The organism is Lysinibacillus halotolerans, from assembly GCF_003711845.1.
GTDB classification, from domain to species: domain Bacteria; phylum Bacillota; class Bacilli; order Bacillales_A; family Planococcaceae; genus Ureibacillus; species Ureibacillus halotolerans.
Map to the genome: position 1 here is coordinate 16506 of NZ_RHLQ01000011.1, position 15621 is coordinate 32126.

12 protein-coding genes are annotated in these 15621 nt (G+C 35.4%); 11 read left to right on the top strand and 1 reads right to left on the bottom strand.

Translation table 11 applies throughout. The features are described from left to right. The first annotated feature begins 388 nt into the window (after positions 1–388). Both rpoE and EC501_RS06215 read left to right on the top strand, forming a co-directional pair. Positions 389–958, top strand: a complete 570-nt coding sequence (gene rpoE, locus EC501_RS06210) for a DNA-directed RNA polymerase subunit delta (protein ID WP_174232659.1) — start codon at positions 389–391, stop codon at positions 956–958. A gap of 361 nt (positions 959–1319) precedes the next feature. Continuing rightward, on the top strand, positions 1320–2918 hold the full coding sequence (locus tag EC501_RS06215; RefSeq protein WP_122971430.1) for a CTP synthase: 1599 nt from the start codon (positions 1320–1322) through the stop codon (positions 2916–2918). Positions 2919–3081: 163 nt separating this feature from the next. Here EC501_RS06215 and EC501_RS06220 read toward each other — a convergent pair whose 3' ends face one another. Then, positions 3082–3858 (bottom strand): alpha/beta hydrolase, encoded by a 777-nt coding sequence (locus EC501_RS06220; protein WP_122971431.1) that lies wholly within the window; start codon positions 3856–3858, stop codon positions 3082–3084. A 317-nt stretch (positions 3859–4175) separates the two neighbouring features. Here EC501_RS06220 and EC501_RS06225 point away from each other — a divergent pair, with 317 nt between their 5' ends. From EC501_RS06225 to EC501_RS06265, 9 genes are all read left to right on the top strand, one after another. Continuing rightward, positions 4176–5486 (top strand): Gfo/Idh/MocA family protein, encoded by a 1311-nt coding sequence (locus EC501_RS06225; protein ID WP_122971432.1) that lies wholly within the window; start codon positions 4176–4178, stop codon positions 5484–5486. Between the two features lie 189 nt (positions 5487–5675). Then, on the top strand, positions 5676–6617 hold the full coding sequence (locus tag EC501_RS06230) for a carbohydrate ABC transporter permease (protein ID WP_122971433.1): 942 nt from the start codon (positions 5676–5678) through the stop codon (positions 6615–6617). 8 nt (positions 6618–6625) lie between these two features. Then, complete coding sequence (locus EC501_RS06235; RefSeq protein ID WP_122971434.1) at positions 6626–7462, top strand: carbohydrate ABC transporter permease; 837 nt, start codon at positions 6626–6628, stop codon at positions 7460–7462. Positions 7463–7507: 45 nt separating this feature from the next. After that, positions 7508–8854, top strand: coding sequence for an ABC transporter substrate-binding protein (locus tag EC501_RS06240; protein WP_241559285.1), 1347 nt, complete (start codon positions 7508–7510; stop codon positions 8852–8854). A gap of 178 nt (positions 8855–9032) precedes the next feature. Then, positions 9033–10142, top strand: a complete 1110-nt coding sequence (locus tag EC501_RS06245) for a glycoside hydrolase family 88/105 protein (protein ID WP_122971435.1) — start codon at positions 9033–9035, stop codon at positions 10140–10142. A gap of 475 nt (positions 10143–10617) precedes the next feature. Continuing rightward, complete coding sequence (locus EC501_RS06250; RefSeq protein WP_122971436.1) at positions 10618–12417, top strand: sensor histidine kinase; 1800 nt, start codon at positions 10618–10620, stop codon at positions 12415–12417. Continuing rightward, a complete protein-coding gene (locus tag EC501_RS06255) occupies positions 12410–13957 on the top strand; it encodes a response regulator (RefSeq protein WP_122971437.1) in 1548 nt (515 codons plus the stop codon). The genes EC501_RS06250 and EC501_RS06255 overlap by 8 nt, the downstream gene beginning before the upstream one ends. A gap of 421 nt (positions 13958–14378) precedes the next feature. Next, positions 14379–14564: a beta/alpha barrel domain-containing protein gene (locus EC501_RS06260; protein WP_148037802.1), complete on the top strand. Its 186-nt coding sequence runs from the start codon at positions 14379–14381 to the stop codon at positions 14562–14564. Between the two features lie 31 nt (positions 14565–14595). Further along, the gene (locus EC501_RS06265; RefSeq protein WP_122971439.1) at positions 14596–15609 is read left to right on the top strand and encodes a sugar kinase; all 1014 of its coding nucleotides are present in this window, start codon (positions 14596–14598) and stop codon (positions 15607–15609) included. The last annotated feature ends 12 nt before the right edge of the window (positions 15610–15621 follow it).

The following is a 15621-nucleotide window of genomic DNA, read 5'->3' on the forward strand; positions in this document are numbered from 1 at the left end:
TTGTACAATAAGCAGTTAGGGTCTATTCCGCTACTAATTTTATCAGGTGTAATGTTTTATATAGGCATTCGAGAAATTTATAAAATAAAAAACAGTAAATGAAACTAGCATAGTGTATAACACTTTGTATATAATGGATATTATGCTTAAGATATGTAAAATCTTTGTTCAGTAAAATACTCTTGGATATGATATATTTACTTATGTTTACAATGAAAAGAATGAACAAAGATAAAGCCTCAAATTGTGTTGCAGATTTCCCCATTGGAAGTTATGCTTTATAAGCACTTAATAAATAAAAAGTACTTTCCATAAAAAATCGGAAATTTTAAGGCAACGAAGATGAGGCAAAATTGATTGCATTATGAAAAGAAAGGACGTGCACGGGTTGGATATTCGTGAAATGACAAAAGAACAATTAGCAGAAGAATCGTTAATTGACTTAGCTTATGCAATTTTAGAAGAGAGTAAAACACCGATTGTATTTGCAGATTTACTTAAAGAAATCCAAAATTTAAATGGTTTATCGGATGAAGAAATACAAAATAGACTTGTACAATTTTATACAGATATGAATATCGATGGCCGTTTCCTTTTAAACCATGAAAATGCATGGGGTTTACGTGAATGGTATAAAATTGAAACAATTGAAGAGGAAACAGCACCAACTGTTAAAGCTCGTAAACGTAAATCAAAAGCTGCGATTGATGAAGAAGAAGACTTAATCGTTGATGAAGATGATTTAGTATTTGAAGAAGACTTCGAAGAATTCGTAGATGATGAAGTTGACGAAGATGAGGAAGAAGATTTAGATTTCGTTGAAGAAGAAATCGATGGTATTGACGAAGTAGATGTTGATGCAGATATCGATGACGAAATCATTGATGAGGAAGATGGTTTTATCATTGATGACGATGAAGTTGAAGAAGACATCGAGGACGAAGAAGAAGAAAAATAAATTTTCTAATTTTTCTCTTTTAGTTTAAAGGTCTTGACTTATTTTATCGTTCCATATAATCTTTTACTTGGGCTCCATTAAAAATGGAGATTGACCGTGATAAATGACACGCTCCCCCTGCAAACCATTGCAGGAGGAGCGTTTTTTTGTTTTTTCCATTAGAAGTACGGGATACTCTCCAAATATCGGCTTAATGAACTTTTACCAATTTGGTTCAGTAAACAGGTATGCAAATCAAAGGGTGACTAAATAATTTTGGTTTAAATTTTTTATTTAGGAATGGATGATTATGTATACACTGAATACGAGTTCTCAAGCCTTATTTATAAACTGCATTGAAGTAATGAGGAGGATTTTGCAAATGACGAAGTATATTTTTGTAACAGGTGGGGTTGTCTCTTCCCTTGGTAAAGGGATTGTCGCATCATCGTTAGGACGATTATTAAAAAACCGTGGATTACAAGTAACAATCCAAAAATTTGACCCATATTTAAATATTGATCCTGGTACGATGAGTCCTTATCAACACGGTGAAGTATTTGTAACAGATGATGGCGCAGAAGCTGATTTAGACTTAGGTCACTATGAGCGCTTTATCGATATTAATTTAGGAAAACATTCAACAGTAACTTCTGGTCGTGTGTACCAATCTGTTCTTGCGAAAGAACGCCGTGGTGATTATAACGGTAAAACGGTTCAAGTTATTCCTCATGTAACGAATGAAATTAAAGACCGCATCCAACGTGCAGGAAGAGAAACAAGTGCTGATATCGTCATTACTGAAGTTGGTGGAACAGTAGGGGATATCGAATCTCTTCCTTTCCTTGAAGCAATTCGCCAAATGAAATCAGACCTTGGTCATAACAATGTCATGTATATTCATTGTACGTTAATTCCATATATTGCGGCTGCTGGTGAATTGAAAACTAAACCAACCCAACATTCCGTAAAAGAATTACGTTCTTTAGGTATTCAACCAAATATTCTAGTTGTACGTACAGAGCATCCGGTATCAGATGAAATGAAAGATAAATTAGCTCTATTCTGTGATGTTACATCTCGTGATATTATTGAATCCCGTGACGCTGAAACTTTATATGATATTCCATTGAATTTACATGCTCAAGATTTTGATGATATCGTTCTTGAACATTTCGGTATTGAAGCACCTGAAGCTAATATGGATGATTGGAAACAACTTGTAAACAAAGTGAAAAGTCTTTCAAATAAAACACGTATTGCCCTTGTAGGGAAGTATGTAGAACTGCAAGATGCATATATTTCCGTTGTAGAGGCATTAAAACATGCAGGTTATGTTTATGACTCTGAAATTGAAGTAGATTGGATTAACGCTGAACATGTGAACGCTGATAATGTTCATGAATTATTAAAAGATGCTGATGGCATTTTAGTACCAGGTGGATTTGGTGATCGTGGTATTGAAGGGAAAATTTCTGCCATTCAATATGCTCGTGAAAACGATGTACCATTCTTAGGAATTTGTTTAGGTATGCAATTGGCAACAATCGAATTTGCTCGTAACGTACTTGGATTAGAAGGTGCACATTCCACTGAGCTTAATAAGGAGACACCATATCCAATTATCGACTTCCTACCAGATCAAAGTGACGACATTGATTTAGGTGGTACATTACGTTTAGGATTATATCCTTGTAAATTAAAAGAAGGTTCTCGAGCTATGGCAGCTTATGATGATGAACTTGTTTATGAACGTCACCGTCACCGTTATGAATTTAATAATGAATTCCGTGAAGCGATGGAGGCGGAAGGTCTTGTATTCTCAGGGACAAGTCCTGATAATAAATTAGTTGAAATTATCGAATTACCAGAGAAAAGATTCTTCTTAGCATGTCAATTCCACCCAGAATTTATTTCTCGTCCGCAACGTCCACAGCCATTGTTCCGTGAGTTTGTTGGCGCTGCATTTAATAATCGCTAAAAAATGAATTAGAAAGTGCTCTGCACAAATGAAGGAACTTCAACATTTGAGCATAGTCATTTACTTGATCCAATAAAGGGGCTAACCAAAAAGTGATTTTTCACTTTAGGTTAGCCCTTATTTTTGTCATCAAAATTAATAAGATGGCACGGCAGGGAAATTTTTAAAACCCTTGTCTAAAAAGCCAATTTTCACATAAATTTTTCCATTGTCCAACGATTTCATCCTTTTCTGCAAGGCCAAGTCCGTGGCGGCCATTTGGGAAAATATGCATTTCGTAAGGAATATTCCATTTCGATAAAGCTGCAGCATATAAAAGACTATTTTCAACAGGAACTGTGCCATCGTCCGCCGTATGCCATAAAAACGTTGGAGGCGTGTGGGGAGAGACGTTTAACTCATGGGATAATTGAGCACGTAGTTCATCAGTGGGATTTTCTCCTAATAAGTTATGGAGGGATCCTTCATGAAAATGCTTTAAAAAGGAAATAACGGGATAACAAAGTATTGCAAAGTTCGGTCGGCTGCTCTCCTGATCTATTTTATCAATCGGAGGATAAGCATGAAAACTGGATAGGGTAGAAGCAGAAGCAACTAAATGACCTCCGGCAGAAAAACCAAGAATGGCAATCTTTTGTTTATCGAGGTTCCACTCCTTAGAATAAAATCGCACAAAACGAATCGCACGTTGGATATCTGCCAATGGAACAGGGTGTTTATATGGAGCTACTCGATAATTTAATACAAAGGCAGAGATTCCTAGCTTGTTTAACCATTTTGCAACGGGTTCCCCTTCATGATTTGCACGACGCTGATAGCTTCCACCGGGACAAATGATGATAGCACCACGACTAACGGAGTGTTCAACTAGATAGGGAATCAATGTAGGAACATCTTCAATGTTTTCTAAATTTGTATTTGGCCATAGTAGATGAGTCATATAATAACCTCTCTTTTATACATGATTTTTAATTTTGGAAGGTCCAAAAAATCACAAAGTATAAATTGCTATTCCTCCGTTTGAATGATTAATGTTTGGAACCTTAATTGCCTTCCTCTGTTTTGTGGTCATTTTAAATTTTAGGTGAAATCATCTTTGAAAATAATTAAAGATTTTAAGATGAATGAGTAAAATTTTAAGGTAAATAGAAACTTTGATTGAGAGTCGGGAAGGATTGAATTACACTATCTTTAACTTTTGTTATATTTAGGTAATTGAAATGATAGCGCTAACATGAATATAGGGGGATAGTTGTTATGAAAAAAAAGTATGTCATTTGCGGTGTTAGTAACCGGGCATTACAAATGTTTATCGGTCCAATGATTAACGAGTTTTCAAAGGAAAGTGAGATTGTGGGTCTCCTAGACTCCGACCTTTATCGTTTTACGATATGTAAACAAAAATATCCACTTCTTAAACATGTTCCAACGTTTTCTGCGAATCAATTTGAAACAATGATTGAACAAACAAAGCCAGATTATGTCATAGTTGCGGGCAGGGATGATACCCATGTTGAATACATTTTAAAAGCGTTACGAATGCAAGTTAATGTGATTACAGAAAAGCCAATGGTGACAAACGCCAAAGATGCTTATAAAGTTATGCAGGCTGAAGCAGAAAGTAATGCAAGTGTCATTGTCACGTTTAACTATCGATATAGCCCATTCCATCGGAAAATCAAAGAAATGATTCTTGAAGGCAAGGTTGGCAGAATTACGTCTGTTGATTTAAATTGGTATATTGATACTTTCCATGGCTCTAGTTATTTTAGAAGGTGGAATCGAGATCGAAAGCTTTCAGGAGGATTGTCCGTTCACAAATCAACCCATCATTTTGATCTAGTGAATTGGTGGTTAGATCAAAAACCGGAAGAAGTGTTTGCCTATGGGGACTTGTATTATTTTGGTCCGGAAGGGGAATTAAACCCTCGGAAGAAAGCAAGTCGCTTTTGTGGAAACTGTGATGATCAAAGGAACTGTGCTTATCATAAACGTTGGAATCCACGTAGTGGTTCTAATTCTGTGAGGGATGATCATCTTCTGGCGGGGGTTTATGAGGAAATTCCTTATACGAATTACAGACCTGATGCTTGTATTTACGATGAAGAGATTAGTATTGAAGATACTTATGTGGCCGTGGTGAAATATGATGGAGGAAGTTTACTAAGCTATTCGATTAATTTTTCCGCTCCATATGAAGGATATCGTCTTGCTATCAATGGAACAAAAGGGCGAATTGAGACAACTGAATTCCATGAACCTTCAAGAATCCACTTTAACTATCCTGAGCAAACAATCGATTATTTTCCGTTGTTCGGAGCAAAAGAAACAATTGAACTCGTCAAAAATCCAGGAGGCCACGGAGGTGGTGATCCAATCTTGCTAGAAGATCTTTTCCTAGGTCCTGACCCATCCCGGAACTATCCAATTTTAGCTGGCTCAGAAGCAGGGGCATATTCGATTGCCATTGGAGAAGGGGTATGGAGGTCTGTCAAAGAAGGAAAGCCTATTAAAATAAAAGAATTATTATTCCAACAAGAGAAAGTGACGAATCATTGTACTAAATGATAAGGAAATCTCGCAACTAGAAACAGAAAAAATTCTCCACTCCTATATTACTAGAATAGTAGCAACAAACTTTTAGTTGCGAAAAGAATTTTCTAAAAAATCTTAAAATTTTTACCAATCATCTTAAAATCTTTAATTATTAAAGAAACCGTTTTCATTTACAATTGTCATTAGGAAGGAGGAAACTAAATGAGTTATTCACAAGGATTTCCTGAAACTGCTGTAAACAGTAAAAAAGTGGAACATAAAAAGAAAATAAAAAAAGATAAATGGGTACCTTATCTTTTTATTTTGCCATCATTTCTCATTATTTTAGGTTTTCTGTTTTACCCAATAGCAACTGTATTCTACTATAGCCTTCAAAACTATGATGTTTCTGCACCTTATTATAATAGTTTTGCAGGACTTGATAATTTTATAAAAATCTTTACACAAGACGAAATGTTTATTCCGAGTTTAATTAACAGTTTGAAATGGGTTGTTTCAGAAGTCGGTCTTCAATTAATTTTTGGTATGATTTTAGCTTTATTGCTGAACCAAACCTTCAAATTTAGAGGGCTAGCACGGGCGGTTGCCTTTATTCCATGGGCGATTTCAGGCGTACTTGCTTCCGTTATGTGGTCAATGATGTTCAATGAACATATGGGGGTTATCAATGATTTGCTTATGAAATTGGGACTCATTGACGAACCGATGGCATTTTTAGCAAGTACATCAACCGCTTTTGGATCTGTTGTAATCGCTGAGTTATGGAGGGGAATTCCTTTCTTCGCGATTACTCTATTAGCTTCCTTACAAAGTATTCCGAACGAATTATATGAAGCTGCAAGAGTGGATGGTGCAAGTAGATGGAAAACGTTTATTTATGTCACTTTGCCACAACTCAAAAATACAATTATTTTAACAACATTATTAAGGGTTGTTTGGGAATTTAATAACGTCGATCTACTATTCAATTTAACAGGCGGTGGTCCTGCCCATTCTACAACAACACTAACAATGTATATTGCTGATTTAGCTGTACACGGAAGTAATTTCGGTTATGGTTCAGCATTAACGGTTGTTTCCTTTGGTATTCTATTAATCTTTGCCATCCTTTACTTGAGGCTATCCCGTTATGAAAAGGAGTGATTTGAAGGATGTTTTCAACTAATAAAAAACTAGATAAAATCTTAACTTTATATCTTCCGCTAACGTTAATGCTTAGCTTTACCTTATTTCCAATTTATTGGACAATCAATACAGCATTGAAACCAGAGGGAGATATTCTTAAGCGTCCACTCGAATACTTACCAGCCAATCCGACAGTTGAAAATTTTGTATATGCCTGGACGAACATTGGATTTGCCACTTTTTTTAAAAATAGCTTAATCGTCGGGATATGTACGGTTATCGTTGTTCTGATTTGTTCTACTTTATCTGGTTATGCTCTAGCTAGATATAATTTTAAAGGGAAAAAGGGTTTCATGCTGATGCTATTATGTACTCAGTTTATCCCGCGGGCAATGATGATTATTCCATTATTTATTATCTTTAAAAATTTTGGGTTAATTAGTCATCCGCTTTCTCTAATCATTACGTATACAGCCGTTGAGATTCCATTTACAACGATACTTATGTCAGGATTTATCTCAAATGTTCCAAAGGAATTGGAAGAAGCGGCCATGATTGATGGTTGTTCTAAACTGCAAGCATTACGCCATGTCGTCTTTCCATTGCTAATGCCGGGGATTGTAGCAACAGGGGTATTTACATTTATTTATACTTGGAATGAATTTTTATTAGCCTTGATGCTAACGAATCAACAATCCAAATTCACGCTTCCTGTTGGTTTAAGTTCGATGATGGGCGAGTTTAACGTTAACTATGGGGCATTGGCAGCTGGAAGTGTTATTGCTTTAATTCCTGCGGTTATATTATTTGCCTACGCACAAAAGCACCTTGTCAATGGGATAGGTGGAGCTGTCAAAGGTTAATTTTGTAATAAATAAAATGATGAAAAGGAATAGGGGGAAAACATCATGTTTATGAAAAGGGGAAAATACAAAAGTTCTATTTTAGCGTTATCAATTGTTTCAGGTTTACTGCTTGCGGGGTGCAACGGTGATGATGAAGCACCTTCAGCATCAAATGACTCAAACAATAATTCAGATGAGCCTGTAACAATAACTTTCTGGGATGAAAATGCAAGTCCAGAGCGAACACCGTTATGGGAAGAAATTATTAAACAGTTCGAAGATGCAAACCCAAATATTGACGTTGAGTATGTAGGGATTCCAAATAAATCCGCTAAATCCAAATATGATGCGGCAATCGCTGCAAATGATACGCCGGACGTTGGATCAGTTCAAACAACTTGGCTTCCAGAATTCTCTATCCGTGAAGCATTATTACCTCTTGATGAGTATTTTGAAGGATCTGAATTAAAGGATAAAATTAATGCAAGTGCAATTGAATTTAATAAGAAGATTACACAAGATGGTAAATTGTATGGAATTCCTTATGCCCAAAACTTAGATACAATCTGGATTCGTACAGATTGGTTTGAGGAAGCAGGAGTAAAAGAACCAGAAACATTTGATGAATTCTTTACTGCAATTGAAAAAATGACGGATAAAGAAAATGGTCGTTATGGCTACACAATCCGCGGTGGGGCAGGGGGATCCTTCCAGCTACAGCGTTTAATGTTTGCTTACAGTGGTTTAGATTATTTTGATGAAGACGGAAAAGTAAATATCAATGACCCTAAACATGTTGAATTTGTAGAAAAATATTTATCTTACTACGAAAAGTTCACTCCTAAGAGTGATATTACAAATGGTTATAAAGAAATGATTGCAGGTTTTGATACTGGTGTTGTTGCTATGGTACACCATAATGTTGGTTCTTACGGAGAGCATAAAAAATCATTAGAAGAAGGGACATTTAAGACGATTCCACTTCCTAAGACAGAGGAAGGCAAATATGTTGCTGAAGGTGGAAACGCTGTCAATATAGCAGTATTCAATAGTACAAAACATCCTGATGCTGCTTGGAAATTTGCTGAGTTTGTTAACTCTCCAGAAGCACAAAGTTTATGGAATGAATCCACTGGGCAAATCCCAACAAACACGGATGTATTGGATGACGAGTGGGTACAAAATGCTCAACATATTAAAGTAGCATTTGAAGTGTATGAAAACCCTGAAACAAAGCTATATGAACCACCATTCTATTTACCAGATTATCGCTCGATTCTTGATAATTTAGTAGACCCTGGTATCCAGCAAGTGATGAGTGGACAAAAGTCGGCAAAAGATTTCTTAGATGAATGGGCTAAAGCAATTGAAGAGTCAAAAGAGAAATACGACCAGACGTTTAATAAATAAATATGATGTAAAGTTCATTCAGTAGAAAATATCTCTACTGGATGAATTTTTTGAAAGATTTAAGTAATACATTTATATCCATTTGTTTTTCACTATTGATAATGGAAGAAGCCTGTAACAATCAGCCTAATTCAAATCAATTTAGGTGAAATCACTTTCAAGAAAAGGAGAATGAACAATGGGAGAGACAACGAATACAATCGCTACAAAAACGCCATTGGTGATGGCGGAAAAGGCATGCCAAGCTTTAATGAAAACATTTCATCCTGAAGAACTGCCTCCCGCTAAATCCTTTCACTATCATCAAGGTGTTTTTCTATATGGAATGTACAGAGTTTATCAAGAAACGGGTAAAAGGGAATATTTCGACTATATTAAAGGCTATTTTGATTGTTTAATTGATGAGTATGGAAATTTATGCTTCGCAAGAGATGAGCTTGACTCAACGATGGCGGGAATTTTGTTGTTTCCATTATATGAAGAAACAAAAGATCCAAGGTATATGATTGCCGCTAAGCGATTAAGGAGTGCGTTAGATACGCTAAATAGAACGTCAGAAAATGGCTTCTGGCATAAAGAGAAATATCCATATCAAATGTGGTTAGACGGACTCTTCATGGGCGGACCATTCATGGTACTTTATAGCCAGCATTTCCATGAGGAAGAATTAATTCAAACCGTTCTTTTACAAGAAAAATTAATGAGAAAACATATGACAGACGACAAAACGGGTTTGCTCTACCATGCGTGGGATGAAAAGAAAGTTCAGCCATGGGCGAATGCTGAAACAGGATGTTCACCAGAATTTTGGGGGCGTTCTCTCGGATGGTATGGTACGGCATTGATTGACTTGTTAGAGTTTTTAGGGGATCGAAAACGAGGACAAGAGCAATTAATTTCATCTCTTCAAAACTTCATTCCAGCAATTGCTAACTTCCAAGATGACAAAACGGGTTTATGGTATCAGATTGTCGATAAAGGTAGTTTAGAAGATAATTGGCTAGAATCCTCTTGTTCTGCCTTGTTTCTTTATTTCATATCGAAGGCAATTGAGCATGGTTTAGTCGATGATTCCTATCGTGGAGTAGCGGATAAAGCTTATAAAGGATTGTTAGAGCATATGGTAGAAGAAAAAGATTCAACACTTATATTAAGTGGAATTTGTATCGGTACTTCAGCTGGAGTATATGACTACTATGTGGATCGCCCAACATCTGAAAATGATTTACATGGTATGGGTGCGTTTATTTTAGGAAGTATGGCGTATTATGATCTTATAAAAGAATAACTGAATTGAAGAGATGACAGGTTAGTCAGGTAGTTTTAGACTAACGGAAACCCATAATATTATTCGAGGAAATGCTATTCGTCAAATGGAATCTAATTAGTTATAATAATTTCTCTGTGAAAATAGATAACCCTTGGAGCAATGATTGGATTGTTAATTCAATAACAGCGCAATTTGTTAAAAGGAAGACTTATATAAATGATTTTTGATTTTATTGGGGGATCTTACAAGGATCCAATTACAATAACATGGAATTTGGCCAAAGCATTCGATGTGATATCACAACGAGTGCTTTTTTCTTTCCTTTGTGTACCGTTGGAAAACTGCCAATACCAATAACAGAAGGCATACTAAGAAGAACGCTTAGATTGGCAGATAGGGTTGTTAAGTATAGTGAAAATTTAGTATATTTAGAATAAAGAAATAGATTAACCGCTTACATCATTGTTTAGATAGAAGAGAAGGGGGTGAACTGATGACAAAAATAAAGAACTTATTTCAGAAATATTTCCTATACTCCATTAAATCAACGATTAACACTCTCTATTTACCTATCATTATTATTTTTATATCCATTTCCGGATGGGTGTCTTCGATGCTTGCAACAGCACAAATTGAAGAAAATGCATATAAAAATGTCAATGATACAATTTTTCAAACAAAAAATTATTTAGACTATATGCTTTCAGATGTTTTTCAACAATTAGTATCTGTTTCGAGTAACCCGAGAATATTAAATTTAGTTGGAACTGAGAGAGCAGAAATTAAACCAGAGTATTACGTGGAAATTGATAAGAGTTTGCAACATGTATATTCCCGATATAACGTCATCATTGAATCCGTCCTCATTGATCTAAACCAAGGGGAGTTTTCCCTTTATCACAGTGATTATAATTCGAATCCATCCATTTCGTATGAGGATTATTTTAATCTATATGAAGGAAGCAAAGAAGGATTTTATTGGAGAAATATGCATCAAGATGAAATTTTTAATACAAATGATCAAGTAATTTCTTTATTTAGATTAATCGAGAGGGGCCCCTCGTCTGATAGAGGAATTATCCTATTTAATCTTCGAGATGATTACTTTGAACAAGTGTTGAACAAATCGTTAATTGGAGAAAATGGCTATTTAACACTTATTAGCCCCAATGGAAAATATGAATCGAAAGACGTTAAATCAGAATATCAGTTAGATGACAAAACGCTTCATTCACTTCAACATACTGAAGATGAAAGCGGAGAATTCTCATATGAAAGCGTTGCCGGAGAAGATATGATTGTAATCTATGACACTATCGAGGCAAATAAGTGGAAATTGGCGGCTGTTGTTCCTGAAAGTGAAATATTAAATAAAGTAAATTACATAAAACATGCTACTGTTTTTTTCATATTAGTAATGATTGTTAGTGCGATTTTTTTAACTTCCTTAGTTGGAAAATATATCTCAAAACCATTTGAAAAAATGGCAAAGCAAATGCGTACGATTAAAAGGGAAAGTCTTGCTTTATATGATGAATCGTCTGGTCCAGAAGAAATGAAAATACTTCATAACGGGTTTAAAGAGTTACTTTTACGAACGCAAACATTGATGGAACAAATTCAGTTAGAACAGGAGGAGAAAAGGCAATTAGAATTTGCGATTATGCATGCGCAAATTAATCCTCACTTTCTTTATAATACACTTTATTCGATAAAAGGATTATGTGATATGGGATTAAATAAGGATGCAAGCCGAATGATCAGTGCCCTCTCAAGCTTCTTTCGTATAGGAATTAGCAAGGGAAAGGAGATTATTCCGATTAAAGATGAGATTGAACATATTGAGCATTATTTATTCATCCAGGAAATGCGGTATGGAGATGACTTCTCCTACGAAATTAACATTGAAGAAGATATTTTATCCTATAACATTATTAAACTTTCATTACAGCCATTAATTGAAAACGCCATTTATCATGGAGTAAAGCAGAGAAGAGGTCAAGGGAGGATTACGATAAAAGGCTATCAGACAGGAGATACGATTCACCTAGAGGTGGCTGATAATGGGAATGGCATTGAAGAAGAAAAATTAGTAGAGATTTTAAAAGAAATGGAAGCTTCTTTTCAAGAGAAAAAGAGTTTTATTGGGATTGGGTTAAAAAGTGTAAATGAGCGAATTAAAATTCACTTTGGAAAAGAATATGGTTTGCATATATCAAGTAAATTAGGTCAAGGCACAGTGGTGAGCATTCTGATTCCCAAAACAAAGGGGGAGATTAACGGAAATGTATAAAGTGATTGTTGTCGAAGATGATCGCATTATTCGTCGTGGGATTTGTCAGTCAATTAATTGGGATGAACATGGATTTGTTGTTGCAGGGGAAGCGGGAGATGGTGAGGTGGCACTCGGACTAATTGAAAAAGAACAACCCCAAGTCGTCATCTCAGATATAAATATGCCCTTTATGGACGGGTTAGAAATGGCAAAAAAAATAAGAGAAATTAGTCCGGAAACGAGAATTATTTTTCTAACAGGCTTCGAAGATTTTAAATATGCTCAACAAGCAGTGAAACTAAAAGCATACGATTATTTATTAAAGCCAGTGGACTCAGAGCAATTGCTACATAAAGCAAAAGAGGCAGCAGAAGATTGGGAACAGGAAAATAAAAAGGAAAAAAGAATTATGGAATCTTTGCCGTACCTTCAGCAGAAATTTTTTCAAGAGTTGATGAAGGGAGAAGGGGAGTGGATGGATATCGAAGAGGAATTAGCTGAGCTTGGGGTTGAATTAGAAGGACCCGAATTTGCAGCAGTACTGCTTCATTCTCCTATCGGATTTCATGATGAATGCAAACGAAAGATGACAGAGATAACTTCTTCCTTTTTTTCGCAAAGAAACTTTATTGCCATCCATATCGATCCTAATGAATTCGCCATTCTGTTATCTTTGGAAGACGAAAATGATGTAAGGAAGGGACAGCTTGTACAACAATTATTTGATTGTTGTCATTCCGTCAAACATTCTATAACAATTACACTTGGTAGAACCTATCCAAATTTATTTGAGCTGGGCAAATCATTGCTTGAATCACGTTTAGCAATGGATTTGAGACATATTATGGGAATAGGTAAAGTATTTTCTTTTGAAGATACCGTTTCAAGTAAGGAAGAAACGGAAAGTCGTTTAAAAGAATTGGAATTTGAATTAGAAAATCATATTAAGTTAGGAATACCTGAAAAGGTAAGTGAAACGCTTCATCAATTAAATGAAGCAATTATAGAAAAAAAATCCGTGCCGTTAACTGAATTAAAAATTATCGCATTAAAGTTTAGTACGATGCTCTTTTTTGAAGTTGAAAAGTGGAAAAAAGAGGAGATTAAAAGTTTTAGTTCATCGGATGTTTATCAAAATATTTTAAAAATGGAAACCTTATCGGAAATGATGGGAATTTTAAACCGACTTATTCAACAATGGTCTGATGAAATGAATAAAAAAGAAGACAAGAATCATTTTAGCCATGTTGATCAGGCAATTATGTACATGAAAGAACACTTCCAAGATAGCACCTTAACATTAAAAAAAGTAGCTGAATTTATCCATGTTAGTGCTCCGTATTTAAGCAATCTATTTAAACTGGAAAAAGGAATCAATTTTGGAGATTTCCTATTGGAGATACGGATGAAGAAGGCGATGGAAGAATTGCGTAATGGTGATAAGAAAACCTATGAAGTTTGTGAAAAAGTTGGCTATAATAATCCCCAATATTTTAGTATTTGTTTTAAAAAATATACTGGTTATACACCTGCCGAGTACAAAAAGCAGTTTAAATAAAATCAACGGATATAAATTAAAGGGCATGCCCCAACTTAACATTTGTTGAGTTATAAGGGGTCTGTTCTTTTTTCTCTTTTTAGTAGTTTGTAAGGATGATTCGAAGGGTCGCAAAACACTTCATATCCTTTTATGGTCCTCGTTCTATTTTAGAAACTTTTCTACGATTGCATCTCCGCAAAAATTTAAAAATCTTTCCCCATATTCCTTTGTAAGTTTTTCCATACATGTATAAAAATCTTAAGATAATGGTTTAAGATTTTAAGATGTTTGTTAAATCAAATTGTAATCCCTTTCATGGATTTATATACTCAACGTATAAGTTTGTATATTCTAAAAATTCTTAATTAATTGCCGCGTTTGGGGTGACATGATGAAAAAATGACTATACTCCCAGCAGGCGGATTTGGATCCTGATTTTGTGAAGGCAGTAAGGGGACCACTTCCACAAATTAATCCTATGCCTACTGCTGGAATCGACTTAGAAAATGTCGATATTTGGATTCGAAAAATGATTGTGTCACTGTTGGAGTCCGGGGAGTTTAATAGCCTCAGCAAAAAACGGATGATTTTGCTAAGATTACAGAATACACAACAGAATATATAAATAAAGTCAAAACTGCTCGAGAGGTTTCAAAATGAAAAAAATTATAACGCTAGGAGAAATTTTACTTCGATTGTCAACAGAGGTTGGAAAACGACTTTCCCAAGCCGATCAACTAGCTTTGAACTACGGCGGTGCAGAAACGAATGTCAGTGTATCTTTGGCAAATTTCGGGTATGATGTTTATTTTGTTAGTAAAGTACCTGACAATCCTCTTGGATTAGCTGCAGAAAGACACTTGAAAATGAACGGTGTCCGAACAGAATTTTTATTAAAAGGCGGAGAGCGATTAGGTACGTATTATGTTGAATCAGGTGTTGGAGCTAGAAGTGCACAAGTAACCTACGATCGAAAGCATTCTAGCTTTACACAAATAATTTGTGAGGAAATCCAGTTTGATAACATTTTTCAAGATGCTGATCTATTCCACGTTACTGGTATTACACCTGCACTTTCACCTAGTTTAGTAGAGTTAACTTTAATAGCTTTACAAAAGGCAAAGGAAAAGGGTGTAATAACAAGCTTTGATTTTAACTATCGTTCTAAATTATGGAGTCATCAGGAAGCAGCAGAAACAATTAAACGCTTTCTTCCCTATGTGGATATTTGTTTCTGTGGAGAATTAGATGCTACTTACTTGCTTGGTATTGATAAAGCATCGGAATCAATGGAAAATACGGATAGACTTATGTTTTATTACGAAACTATTCGAAAAAAATATCCGAATATTCAATTTTTCGCTTCAACATTTCGAGATGTACTTTCAGCATCAACGAATACATTACAAGGAAATCTTTTCGTGGATGGAGCTTTATACCAGTCGAAAATTTATCAAATTGATCATATTGTCGATCGGGTCGGTGGTGGGGATGCCTTTGTCGCAGGAATGTTATATGGAATCCTTGAACTAACATCATTAAAGGAAGCGGTTACATTTGCAACTGCAGCATCGGTCTTAAAGCACACTGTTCTTGGTGACTGTAACACTTTCTCACCCGAAGAGATTAAGACCTATGCAAATCAAGTGCCAGGGAAAATTGTGCGGTGAACCATTCGAATG

Coding starts and splice junctions, on each gene's coding strand:
- EC501_RS06255 (WP_122971437.1), top strand. CDS start 12,410: ATGTATAAAGTGATTGTTGTCGAAGATGATCGCATTATTCGTCGTGGG.
- EC501_RS06215 (WP_122971430.1), top strand. CDS start 1,320: ATGACGAAGTATATTTTTGTAACAGGTGGGGTTGTCTCTTCCCTTGGT.
- EC501_RS06250 (WP_122971436.1), top strand. CDS start 10,618: ATGACAAAAATAAAGAACTTATTTCAGAAATATTTCCTATACTCCATT.
- EC501_RS06225 (WP_122971432.1), top strand. CDS start 4,176: ATGAAAAAAAAGTATGTCATTTGCGGTGTTAGTAACCGGGCATTACAA.
- EC501_RS06240 (WP_241559285.1), top strand. CDS start 7,508: ATGTTTATGAAAAGGGGAAAATACAAAAGTTCTATTTTAGCGTTATCA.
- EC501_RS06235 (WP_122971434.1), top strand. CDS start 6,626: ATGTTTTCAACTAATAAAAAACTAGATAAAATCTTAACTTTATATCTT.
- EC501_RS06220 (WP_122971431.1), bottom strand. CDS start 3,858: ATGACTCATCTACTATGGCCAAATACAAATTTAGAAAACATTGAAGAT.
- EC501_RS06230 (WP_122971433.1), top strand. CDS start 5,676: ATGAGTTATTCACAAGGATTTCCTGAAACTGCTGTAAACAGTAAAAAA.
- EC501_RS06245 (WP_122971435.1), top strand. CDS start 9,033: ATGGGAGAGACAACGAATACAATCGCTACAAAAACGCCATTGGTGATG.
- EC501_RS06265 (WP_122971439.1), top strand. CDS start 14,596: ATGAAAAAAATTATAACGCTAGGAGAAATTTTACTTCGATTGTCAACA.